At 52.9% G+C, this 11,860-nt stretch carries 9 protein-coding genes and 1 pseudogene; 1 reads left to right on the top strand and 9 read right to left on the bottom strand.

Going from position 1 to position 11,860, the window contains the following annotated elements; all coding sequences use genetic code 11:
- Positions 1 to 578: 578 nt before the first annotated feature.
- From uxuA to ASH01S_RS16185, 5 genes are all read right to left on the bottom strand, one after another.
- Complete coding sequence (uxuA, locus tag ASH01S_RS16205) at positions 579 to 1,682, bottom strand: mannonate dehydratase (protein WP_067929486.1); 1,104 nt, start codon at positions 1,680 to 1,682, stop codon at positions 579 to 581.
- Between the two features lie 31 nt (positions 1,683 to 1,713).
- Positions 1,714 to 3,342, bottom strand: coding sequence for a mannitol dehydrogenase family protein (locus ASH01S_RS16200; protein ID WP_067929485.1), 1,629 nt, complete (start codon positions 3,340 to 3,342; stop codon positions 1,714 to 1,716).
- A gap of 67 nt (positions 3,343 to 3,409) precedes the next feature.
- Positions 3,410 to 4,606 carry a glucuronate isomerase gene (locus ASH01S_RS16195; protein ID WP_245629128.1) on the bottom strand — a complete coding sequence of 399 codons (1,197 nt, stop codon included), beginning with the start codon at positions 4,604 to 4,606 and terminating at the stop codon, positions 3,410 to 3,412.
- A 244-nt stretch (positions 4,607 to 4,850) separates the two neighbouring features.
- Entirely contained in the window at positions 4,851 to 6,269 is a 1,419-nt protein-coding gene (locus ASH01S_RS16190; RefSeq protein WP_067929483.1) for a sugar porter family MFS transporter, read from the bottom strand.
- A 186-nt stretch (positions 6,270 to 6,455) separates the two neighbouring features.
- On the bottom strand, positions 6,456 to 7,169 hold the full coding sequence (locus ASH01S_RS16185) for a GntR family transcriptional regulator (RefSeq protein ID WP_067929482.1): 714 nt from the start codon (positions 7,167 to 7,169) through the stop codon (positions 6,456 to 6,458).
- A gap of 525 nt (positions 7,170 to 7,694) precedes the next feature.
- On the opposite strand from ASH01S_RS16185, the gene ASH01S_RS16175 reads away from it, so the two are divergent.
- Entirely contained in the window at positions 7,695 to 8,519 is an 825-nt protein-coding gene (locus ASH01S_RS16175) for a class I SAM-dependent methyltransferase (RefSeq protein WP_281178239.1), read from the top strand.
- Between the two features lie 599 nt (positions 8,520 to 9,118).
- On the opposite strand, the gene ASH01S_RS16170 is transcribed toward ASH01S_RS16175, so the two are convergent.
- The 4 genes and pseudogenes from ASH01S_RS16170 to ASH01S_RS19740 all read right to left on the bottom strand — a co-directional run.
- The gene (locus ASH01S_RS16170) at positions 9,119 to 9,625 is read right to left on the bottom strand and encodes a GrpB family protein (protein ID WP_067929479.1); all 507 of its coding nucleotides are present in this window, start codon (positions 9,623 to 9,625) and stop codon (positions 9,119 to 9,121) included.
- Positions 9,626 to 10,160: 535 nt separating this feature from the next.
- A complete protein-coding gene (locus tag ASH01S_RS16165) occupies positions 10,161 to 10,571 on the bottom strand; it encodes a type II toxin-antitoxin system VapC family toxin (RefSeq protein ID WP_067929478.1) in 411 nt (136 codons plus the stop codon).
- Complete coding sequence (locus tag ASH01S_RS16160) at positions 10,558 to 10,863, bottom strand: AbrB/MazE/SpoVT family DNA-binding domain-containing protein (protein ID WP_245629127.1); 306 nt, start codon at positions 10,861 to 10,863, stop codon at positions 10,558 to 10,560. Before ASH01S_RS16160 ends, ASH01S_RS16165 begins: the two co-directional genes overlap by 14 nt.
- 230 nt (positions 10,864 to 11,093) lie before the next feature.
- Positions 11,094 to 11,700 (bottom strand): annotated as a pseudogene (locus ASH01S_RS19740) (Mu transposase domain-containing protein); the annotation flags it as partial.
- Positions 11,701 to 11,860: the final 160 nt, after the last annotated feature.

Here is an 11,860-nt window from a genome sequence, read left to right as displayed (position 1 = left end):
GAACCTAAGCAGCGATTATGCTGCCGGTATCGGGACCTCCGCGGAATGGATAAGCGAGGATCCTTCTGGCCTAAATGGGCAGCTCTATCCCCTCGCCAACACAGGGACGGTACAATTCAGCCAAGATGAAGCGAATGGTCAACCTATTAACGCTGCTGGAAATCAGATGCATCCTATTGCACTGGTAACTTCGTATGGCCGCGTCCGAATCGCTCCATCGGCACTCTCGTCAGGAGGTACATCGTTCTCCACCATAAGTATAGGCAACCAGGGTCTGTTTGGTTGGAACAGTCATAGGGAAAATCGATTTCGAATCAAAGGCTATTCGCATGTGGCATCGACCCAGGCGATAGCCAGAGGATGGCACTGGATCCGATAATCTTCTAGTAGGAAAGCGAACTTTGACATCCAAACGAGAGCAAGTCATTGATGGGTATGCAAAAAGCCGGTGGAGAAGGCGGTTCTCGCCGGCTTCTTGTATCCCTTCACTGCGCACGGTGGCGAGGTGTATGGACCGAACGGATCTTGGCCCAACTTGGTTCCCCCGAAGGGGATTACATCGGCCACGTGGAGACACCTTACTTCCTGCCCGCTGTCGTCGCAGGAGACGGCGCGGCCATTTTCCCAATCGCCTCCCACAAGCCATTGAGGTAAGCAATGCCCAACGCTCGGTCATACAACCCGTAGCCAGGCCGCCCTTTTTCTCCCCAAATCATACGCCCGTGATCCGGCCGCATGTATCCGTCAAAGCCAATGTCATAATAGGCTTTCAGAATTTCAAATAGGTCCAGGGAGCCGTCCGAGGACAGATGGGACGCTTCGTGAAACGATTTTTCCCCGACAATCTTGACGTTGCGCACGTGCGCGAAGTGAATCCGGTTCATCCCGCCAAAATGCCGTACCATCGCAGGAATGTCATTGTCTGGGTTCACACCGAGAGCCCCACTGCAGAGAGTCAGGCCGTTGCAGGGGCTGTCCACCATCCGCACAATCCGCTCCAGGTTCTCCCGGCACGTCACAATCCGCGGCAGACCAAATACGGACCAGGGCGGGTCATCCGGGTGAATGGCCATTTTCACGCCGACTTCTTCGCACACCGGAATGATCCGTTCGAGAAAGTATTGGAGGTTGTCGAACAACTGCTCCTCGTCTACCTCTTGGTATTGTTCAAGGACACGTTCGAGTGCCTGCAGTCGGTCCAACTCCCATCCGGGCAAGATGAAGCCGTTAGCGTTTCGCACCATTTCCTGCACCAGGTCGTCCGGACCGATATTCTCCACCTGGCTGTGGTCGTAGTCCAGCACTTCCGAACCATCCGCCAGTCTTTTCGCCAGGTCGGTACGCAGCCAGTCAAACACCGGCATGAAGTTGTAACAGATGACTTTGATACCGGCTTGCGCCAGATTCCGAATCGTCTGTTGGTAGTTCTGGATGTACCGGTCACGCGTTGGTGCGCCCAGTTTGATGTCCTCGTGCACGTTGACGCTCTCTATCACTTCCAGTTCCAGCCCGGCCCGGTCCGCCCGACGCTTCAACGACCAAATTTTGTCCAGGGGCCACACCTCGCCCACCGGTACGTCATAGAGGGCCCCAACGATGCCGCTGATGCCCGGAATCTGCCGAATCTGTTCCAACCTGACCGTGTCATCTCGTTCCCCGAACCACCGAAACGTCATCTTCATGACTGCTCCGTTCCCCTCCCGTCGACTCACGTCACCTGGAAGAACCAAACCTCCGTGTTAACGTCGCTCGCACAGCGTGTCGGCCGGCAATGAGCGCGAGGAAATCCTGCTCAATGCGCTCCCCCAAGCGAATCTCGTACAAATTCACGCCAAACAACTGATGGTTTTGTAGAATCGCCCGCAGTTGTCCGCTGTACCTGTCCGGATGCCCCAATTCCACGCCCTGCAAATGCGTGGTGAGCGTATCCAGCATCGGATCCGGACTAAGCGCCATGGGCTCACCCTCGTCGTCCACACCGAGCAAATACCGCAACCAGCCTGCAATCACAAGCGGAATGCCGCGGAGCGTCCGCACATCCAAATCCGGCCGGGCGTGATAGGCTTTTAGTGTCTCTCCAAAACGAATCGCCATTTTCTGCGAGGTATCCGTCGCAATGCGCTGGGGGGTATCAGGGATGTAAGGATTCGGAAGCCGTTGCTCTAAGACCTCCTGCAAGAACGCCTGCGGTTGGATGATGCCCGGGTCCGTGACTACCGGAATGCCCTCACGGTAACCGATGCAAGCCAGCAATTGCCGCAATGCTTCGTCCTGAACTGCGGCGGCGATGGACGTGTAGCCAAGCAGGCAGCCAAACACCGCCAGAGCGGTGTGCAGCGGGTTCAAGCAGGTGGTGACCTTCATGCGCTCGACCTTCGCCACCGTCTCCCGATCCGTAAACCACACTCCCGCCGCCCGCTCAAGCGGCGGACGCCCATTCGGAAAGTGGTCTTCCACCACCAGATACTGCGGCACCTCGGCGTTGACAAAGGGGGCAATGGCCGTGTTTTTGCGTGTGCGGAGGATATCCATCCCAGCCACGCCAGCAGCCGTCAGTGCAGCCTGCACGTCGGGCGAGGGGCTGGGTGTAATCTTGTCAACCATCGTCCAGGGAAAAGACACTTCGGCCGGATCGTCCAAGTAATCGAGAAATCCGGGCTCCACCCAGCCCCGCTCGGCCCATTGGCGGGCAATGGCGGTGACCGACGCCCGTAGCCGGTCACCATTGCCGGAGAAGTTGTCCATGCTGATCCATGCAATGGGCAACCTTCCCGCCCGATACCGCGCGTAGGCGAGTGCCGTCAACTTGGACATGGTGTGGCGCGGCTGACGGGGCCCTTGTTTCAGATCCTGCTCTACGTCAGGCAGCCAGGCACCAGCCAGGTCGGTGAGGCGATAGCCTTTCTCGGTAATGGTCAAACTTACCCAGCGCAACGACGGTGCCGTAACGATTTCTTGCAGCCGCTGCCAATCCTGTGCCGCGCCCGGATCTCCAACCAAGCTCTCCGCCACACTGGCAATCACCCGCCGCTCTTGGCGGCCATTCGGATGAAGCCAGACGAGCACACCCAAATTGTCGCAAGGCCGGTAGATTCTTTCCACAATTTCTGCGTCGTAGGGCGACACCACAATGATGCCTCGGTCCACAATCCCCGCATCCAACAGCGTCTGCTGCAGTGGTGCAATCAAACCGCGGAATAGATTGCCGCCACCCACGTGCAGCCAGATCGGTTCGGCCTTCGTTTTGGCTGCCATTGCCGCAACGTCGAACGCCGGCATCTGGAATCCGGATCGTTCCCAGGCCGCGGTTTGCTTCAACCCATCCCGGCTCAACCTGAGCATTCCGTTCCTTTCACCTCTGCTTGCCACCCCATGGCTAAGTCTGACAGAGTGCTTGGCATGCTGACATCTACCAGCGAACAAAGTCCCAGAAGTTCTTTCGCAGCAACTTGTCGACGTCGCGTTCCACGTCTGCCCGGGTAACGTTCCATCCATCCCGTGCAAGGCGTGCGTATTTGTCGGTCAACACCCGCTTGAGTACGGAACGGGCCCGATCCCACTTGTAGATTAACTGCTCCAGCACGCGCGCATCGGAATGTTGCGCGATGAATGTCGGACCGAGCAGTTCCAGTCGCATCCGAGTGATTTCCTCCACTAAGGTATCTGTGTTGACAAACCACCAGCAGCCAAAAATCATTAAGTTATGAAATTTTCTTGCGGCCACAATGAGCTCGTGCTGATTCTCCCTGGACAGCATGGTTACTAAAAAGCGATTGTCTGGGTGGTGGAGACAAAGCGCCTCAATTGGACGCACAGAGGCATACGCGACGCTGTCACCCGCCAATTGCAACTTCGGATTCACCTGCCGACGAGCACCCACCATCAGTGCCAACGCCAACTTGTACTCCCGACATACCGGCAGCACCACCTCGTCGAGAATCCGGCCGCGAATCCCATTGTCGGGGTAGACGAAGTCATCCGCCACGGAAAAGGCCATATAAACCGGGTGCGTGCGCTCAATCCAGGCTGCTAGAAATCGTCTCAATTCAGTTGATGACTTGCCGCGAAGTTGCCCGTCTACTTCGTAGCCGTCCGCTTGCAACAGCGGACATACTTGCTCCAAATGGTTCATCATGGCGTCCAGCCGCAGGGACGCAAGGAACCGAGCATCCCATTGGAATCCATCTGTCCAACAAGCGCGTTCTGCCGGATCAAACGGGTCGTTGGTCATTACCACTTCCGCCACGCCAGCAGCGTCGAGCATAGTTTGCACGTATTCTAGTGTCGGTTCACTGGGGAGTGCCTCACGCAAACGCTGCAACGATAGGTCCGCAGGATTACATCCCAAGCGACGCGCAACCGAAATCACCCCAGAAGCGGCTTCACTGAGCGGACTGTTTTCCACGAACAGCGCTTGCCAAATCTGCGCGCTCTGTTCCGCTTTGGAGAGTTTCCAGAAGTCCGCATACGGCCTGCGATGCACGCGAAATGACTCTGAAATCAAATAGTGAAAAGTTAGTAGTTCATCCGCCCCACAAAGCAAGAGAGAGCCAAACTCGGGAGCAAACAGATGCGTGTGCATGTCTGTGACCTGGACACTATCCACAACATCTCCCACCATGGTACGTAATGCATGGGTATCCATGATTATGCTGCTACACCTCGATTGTCCGAATTCGTTTCTTCCGGATATCGAAATTCTTACATCCAAGTGTTGCGCTGCTGGTGGAAAATGCGTAGCGCTGTATGGTTGAGTACCGCAGCCATGACCGTTCACCCACCAGCAACGCTCTCAACGATATACTAGTATACTAGTTGCTAATAATCTTTACAACGCACCTGCACTGAGATTAGAGCGAAAGTTGTGCGCCGTCGCTATAGGAATTCCAGTGTGCCTGAATTTCCTCCAGCGTTTTTCCCTTTGTTTCTGGAAGGAAACGTAGCGTGAACAAGAACATGAGAATGCACATAAGCGCAAACACCCAGAAGGTTACGGTCGCCCCAAAGTGGTGCATCATCACAGGGAAGAACTGTGTCACCAAGTACGTGGCCCCCCACAACGCAAACGAGCCAATGGCCATGGCCCGGCCGCGAATACGGGTGGGGAAAATCTCGGAGATGATGATCCACACACCTCCACCCCAGGACAATTCAAACGCAATGGTATGCAGCAAGATGCAAGCTAATACCAAACCGACACTGATGTGCGGCATGGCGAACGACACACCGAGGGCAATCAAAAAGATAGCCATGGCTGCTGAACCAATCAACAAGAGACTACGGCGGCCTACACGGTCTATCAACAACATCAAGACCACCGTGAAGATTACCTTCAGGGCACCGATGAAGACGGTTTCAATCAGGGATGCGTTGGCCCCTGCGCCGCTGTCCCTAAAGATGATTGGCGCATAATATGCCACCGCACTAACACCGGTGAACTGCTGCATAACGGCGAGCACGACAGCCACCAGCAGCGCGACGCGTAACCCACGCTTGAACAGCTCGGATAGATGGCCACCATGTTGTTTCTCTGCTTCCAGGGAAGTCGAGATGTTGTCCAGCTCGGCGTGAGCTAACGCCATGCCATTAATCCGACTCAGGACGGTAAACGCTCGCTCCTTCTGACCCTGCTGCACCATAAAACGGGGACTTTCTGGCACCCAAAAGAGAAGGATGAAGAAGAGAATCCCAGGTATAGCACCCATGCCAAACATCCAACGCCACCCTATCAGCTGGTCCCAGGTCTGTGTGTGGAGATTAGCAATGAGGGCGTTGACAATATACACCATCAAGATGCCGAGCACAACTCCTAATTGGTTGGTACCTACCAAACGTCCACGAATGCGCGCCGGAGAAATCTCGGAAATGTACATCGGTGAGACCATGGAAGCTACACCAATTCCTAGCCCACCAATCAACCGTGAAAGCACCAGCACCCCGACTGAATTCGCTGCCGCACAACCAAGACTGGAGATGACAAACAGCACTCCTGCCAACAGGAGAACTGGCTTTCTTCCAGCCCGGTCACTGAGAAACCCTGCCACCAGCACACCCAGCATGGCTCCCAATGGAATGCTCGCCGATACAAAACCGGTGACTCCCGAACTCATGTGAAATTGTGTCTGTAAGAATCCAATAGCCCCTGAGATAACCCCTTGGTCGTATCCAAACAAGAATCCGCCGATGGCCGCCACGCCCGTGACCAGTGCAACATACAAGGAACTCCCCTGTTCCCGTTGCAATTCGTTCGAGGAAACATGAACAGACATCAACACCCCTCCATACGTCAATATTTGGGTTGACCATAGATAAAGCGCTTTCCTTCCCGCCACAATTACCTAAATATAGATATTCCAAAAGCAAACATGAAAGACTCTTCTCCCCTCACCTCCTTAAGATAAATATCCATATACACATGAATACTTGTATACAAGAAATCACAAGCGTTATGACTCCTACCCTGAAAAATACGAGGGATATTGCTGTTTTACAGCATCAATGTCCACCTTGAGTCGACGCAGATGCTGTGTGAGGATATCCGTCGCTGCCGCGGTGTCTCCGCTCTGTATAGCGGCCAACAACTCACCGTGTTCTCGAATCAATTCCTCTGTATTCTTGAGTTCATTCAACGTCAACATTCGCACGCGGTTCAGGTGATACCGCATTTTCGTGACAATGGAAATCAAGGTCATGTTCCCGCTTGCGTGCAACAATTGCCGATGGAATACCTCATCTGCCCGCAGAAACGCCGCAAAGTCTTCTTCTGCTTGCGCCTGCCATTGCGTTTCCAGATTCAATTGCAGTTCCCGGTGCAGAACCTGATACACGGGTTTATCTTCGTCCCAATGCTCCACCACCTTGCGCAGAGCACCAATCTCTAGCACCTCGCGCACGAAACGCGTCTCTTCCACTTTGCTTTCGGAGATGTGTGTGACCTTCATGCCGCGCTGCGGCAGAATTTCAATCAGGTCTTCCATGGCCAACAAGCGTACGGCTTCGCGGATGGGCGTGCGACTCATGTTCAACATGTTGGCGAGTTCGGACTCGTAGATATCCTGCCCAGGTTCCAAGTGCAGTGTCAAAATCGCCTCGCGAATAGATTCATACGCCTGTTCCGCAAGCGTCTTCTTTCCTTCATGCAGAGGCGGGCTAATTTTTATCTCGTTCATCTCCCCATTTGTATGGCCTTGTATCGTGTCGAAACGGAATGCAACATCCCGCACTTGTCATCTTATAAAATCCGCTTTTCATTGTATTGTATACTTGCATGCAAGTCAAGAAGCATTCTATTTCCCGCCGTGTAAATCCATGGCAGAGGCGTCTGGAGGCGTTTGGCCTCGCTCAAACATATCCGCCGGGTACGACTTCGTCCATTGACACTCGGCCGCTCCAACGCGTGAAACCTCTTCCCAAACGGCCGTGGCACTGATATGCGGCATGAACTCCTGGGAGATCTTCGCCCCACAGCTTTATGACATCTTGGTCGCCAAAGCCACGGCCCTGTTCCGTAACAGAGGGTCGACCCAGTTTGCCGCAGGCTATCCGTTTCGCAAGATGATGAACCCTCAGCAAGTCCTGACCGAAATGCAAGATCACAAACTCCACATTCGGATAGTGATCGAAAGTTATAATAAAATACTTTAAAATACTTTGTGTAAGGCATCGATCTCCTTAGAGTACGGCAATCAGAAAGGGTGGTCGATTTGCCCATCGATTTTCACGACAAGACAAACCGGAATACATATGCGTCGCGGATTGCGGACACAAGCTGGCGGGATACCATGCGTTCACTTCTCGATGCGCGTGGACTCCGCGTGGCCGATATCGGTTGCGGAGGGGGCATATATTCCCGTGCATGGATTGAATTGGGCGCACGCAGCGTGATCGGCGTCGACTCATCTTCGGTGATGGTTGAAGCAGCGAGAGAACATTCCTCTGATTACCCTGCGCTGTCGTTTATAATTGGGGACGCCGCCGCCACAGGATTGACGCAGGGTTCCGTCGATGTCGTTTTCGCAAGGGCGCTCATCCATCATCTCAAGGACCTGGATGCATTCACATCTGAAGCCCGTCGCATACTGACCCATGGTGGATGGCTGATAATACAAGACCGAACTCCGGAGGACGTAAACCTGCCTGGTTCACCGCAGCACGTGAGAGGCTATTTCTTCGAACGGTTTCCAAGACTCCTGGACGCAGAGCGGTCCCGGCGATGGACAACGGAAGATGTGGCATCGGCGATGCGACGGGTGGGCTTCACTACCATTGGGACGGTTACATTTTGGGAGACACGGCGAAGGTACGGATCGTTTAATGAATTGGCTGAGGACTTGCGGGCTCGTACAGGACGGTCGATCCTCCATGATCTCAATGAAGAGGAACTAAGGGATTCGATCTCATTCATCGAACAAAAGGTAGCCGGCAATGAGCGCATCATCGAAACGGATAGGTGGACTGTGTGGCATAGCATAGCAGTGAGGCGTTCAAGCATGACGAGACATCTCCGGCCTCCGGAATGATCGTCTGATGCAAGCTCCATCATTAAACAAGGCGTCGATCTTTGAGTGGGTGTCGAGTAATCCGGATCTTGAAGTGTGGTCGAGAATAAAATCTTCTCTTTTTCTCCAAGTTCTCGGCATATAGACCTAAGAGTCCTTTTTTGAGGTCATTCCGTTCCCGCCTTTTGTATCTGAGTCCGTGTCCACATTTCGTGCCAGTCGTCGCCCGATGTTTCTTGTCTCGTCATTATACGATCGTAGATCCGGAGATTAAAGCACCGTAATCCACCAGTACCGTGATCCACAGTTGACTAGGTTCTTTTCATGCTTAGGCAAATTGCGCGAATTCCACCATCTGGATTATTTTGATAATGATTCTACGAAAAGATGTTCAGTTCTACTTGAGCGTCTGCTGTACCGCAGGTGTCAGTGCCGGATATAATCTGCTGTTTTCCGCAACTTAAAAATGCAGAAAAACGCGGCGAGCTGGTATACCGCGTTTTCGATATTTATGCAGTTTGTAGCGAGTGTGCTTCTTTCGTATTTGTCCCCGTTAACGCAGTAAGCCAATTAAGACGATCTTGGTCTTGCCGTTGTACAAAGACACCGTTTCATGGATGTCATTCCAATCCGGCACGTTTCAGTATCTCTTTCACAAAGTCGTTCTTGCCATTTGTATATGCCGCACGATTATTAGGGAATCGTTGAGCGAGTTCCATCTTCAAATCACCGTATCTTTTGGCGTCCTGCGGATGACTTCGTAAATAATCTCGAAACAGGACATGACGCTTATACTCGGCGTTATCTGCGGTGCACACGTAAAGGTGATGACAAGGTGTGCCATCGGGAGGAATAAACGCCTCTCGTCCGGTAATTCCTAAATCCCCTTCATGAACGTAGCCAATGGTAGCAAGCCGTTGAATCGCTGTCTGAACATCAGATTGGGTGTACACCACGGCATCCAAGTCAATAATCGGCTTTGCCGCCAGACCCGGAACAGATGTGCTCCCGACGTGTTCTACAGTGACAAGGATATCCCCTAAAACTGGAATAATGGAATCGCGTATCCGTTCAAACACCTGAACCCAACTGGGATTGTACGCCTGGACTGTTACATTGGAACCCATATGTACTTCCCCCTCACAGCGACCAAATGACGCAGACGGCATTTTTTGCGCATTCCTGCCCTTAACTGCAACAAATGAAACACTCGCACGGCGTATGAATATGCACCATCAATGCATAAATTACCGGTGTGTTTCTCTGCAAATGGAAACCGCGGAATACACCTCGCCACCGAGCTGATCATCACTTGAGTTCCGTGTTGAAACTGGATTCAGCCCGAACGGATGCTACACCGTCCAGTGCCCTTGCTAGTTCCCGCCAGTGGGGGCGTTTTTAGTTTGTCCGGAGACACCCCAGAACAAACCGGTGGTATGTTTTCAATCCGCTCTTACACAGTCATATTAACGCATTGAAGGTGGTACGCAAGAGCTAAAAGTGGTGTGGGGCTTGGTGAGGTGGTGCCGCCCTATAAAGGCAAAGAGCCTTACCCGCTCCACCATCATAGGTTCCTCTGTTTCTCAAATACCGAAATTATGAAAGTCCAGAGGAGCTTGAGCTGGGGCGTTGCGTTCGGGATAAATGGAGATGAATGTTGGATTATGGCTCCTGATAGAGGGAACCTAGCTTGTTATAGTCTTTTACGTTCCACGTCAAGACGGGTTCGCCTGACAGGTGGGACTTCGCTGCGAGGTATGCGTCTTGAAAATCAACTGTCGTCCGTTCGTAATCCGATAAGGCTCGCAGGATTACCGCTTGTTCCTCAAGGACAACGCCTTGCAGACTGAAAAACGCTTTTAATGCGTAAGCAATCTGCTGTCTCGTATAGCTAAAGTACTGGCTTTGTAACACGTACACACATTCTGCCACAATCACAGACGGAACAACTAATTCAAACTCTCCCTGCTCCGCTTGTGTCAAAAGCGGCGGTAATTTTCCCGCCATTTCTGGCGGATGCCCAGTCACCGCCCGAATAATGATGTTGGTGTCAACCCATTTACGTGGTGTCATCATTCATCATTCCTTTCTTTAATCGTTTTTCAACCATTTCTTCACGCGCCTTACGGCGCAGCTCTTCAAAGCTCGGCATGTCGCCGTGATACGGCAATATACCTATGACCGATTCGGGAGTGAATGTTGGGAGTGCAGACAATTCAACCCTCCCATCGCTGGTTACTTGGAAGATGACCTTATCACCTTCTCGAACATTCAGTGCGCGGCGAATCTCCGCAGGAATCACGACTTGCCCTTTCGGAGAAATCTTTGCCACAGCAGTCACTTTAATCATCCCCCCATGACTCATTATACAGCACCTCCACCCAAATGTAAAGCATATTGGTCTATGCTTTACCCAGGATCATTTATTTTACCTTCATTTATATGGAGAAATCCGTAAAGCAATACCGGCTCTTTACTACCATAGGCAAAAATCATGTGCGCATTCAGTACGACTTAGGGGATTTGTTGATGGCGATGATTTAGGAAACTAATCATTCTTTTCCATATATACCGACTTGTACTAAAATGAGATGTTAATGCCCCCACCTCCATGGCCAGTTGCTCATAGATCTCAAGCGGCCGCTGCTCCACATCGGTTTCTGCGACCTCGACCGCAATCGCCTTGGGGGCGACCCACCCCTGAACCGCAGCCAACCCTTCATACTGCTTGGGGAGGCGAACGAGACCGCCCCATCTGTCCGACTTCTCATGGGTCGCAATCCACTCGCCCTCAGACCAAACCTCCATCTTGGTGCCTACCTGGCGAACCACGACCGTCCGGCCGCTGTATCGCCACGGCACGCCATACCTCATTCCGTCCCAACTGAGCCGTCCATGGAGACCTTGCCTTCCTATCGCAGGAACTTCTGCAGCCGGCCGGGGGTGGGAAGCAGATTCAACAGCTCATCGCGCATGAGATCGCAGGGGCGTTCCCCCATTGTGCCATGCATGCGACGGTCCTGTTCCTGACACCATGCCAGCGCCTGGCGGTTGAGGTCTGCCATGCTCGTAAAGGGACGCCCTGGCCAGGTATTTCCGGACCGTGTTCCTGGAGTGGCCGGTCTCCCGGGCAATTCTTCCGCCAACTCTTCCCTTCTGCTTGCAAACCCTGTAGTCTTAACACAGACCCACCTCGTAACATATGGATTCTCCTCTCCGAAAGCTGGCAGATTCTCGAAGGGAGTATTCAACGCAGGTGGGTCATTTTCATTCCGGCGTTACTGGTCAATTTTAGCCCGGCGTTCACACATTCAATTAAACATGGGTTCTTAAAGGTAACATAATCGGATCCTTATAAGTTA

It is taken from the genome of Alicyclobacillus shizuokensis NBRC 103103 (assembly GCF_001552255.1).
In the GTDB taxonomy this organism is placed as follows: domain Bacteria; phylum Bacillota; class Bacilli; order Alicyclobacillales; family Alicyclobacillaceae; genus Alicyclobacillus_G; species Alicyclobacillus_G shizuokensis.
The sequence above is the reverse complement of the archived record's forward strand: the minus strand, read 5'-3'. Positions and strand labels throughout refer to the sequence as shown.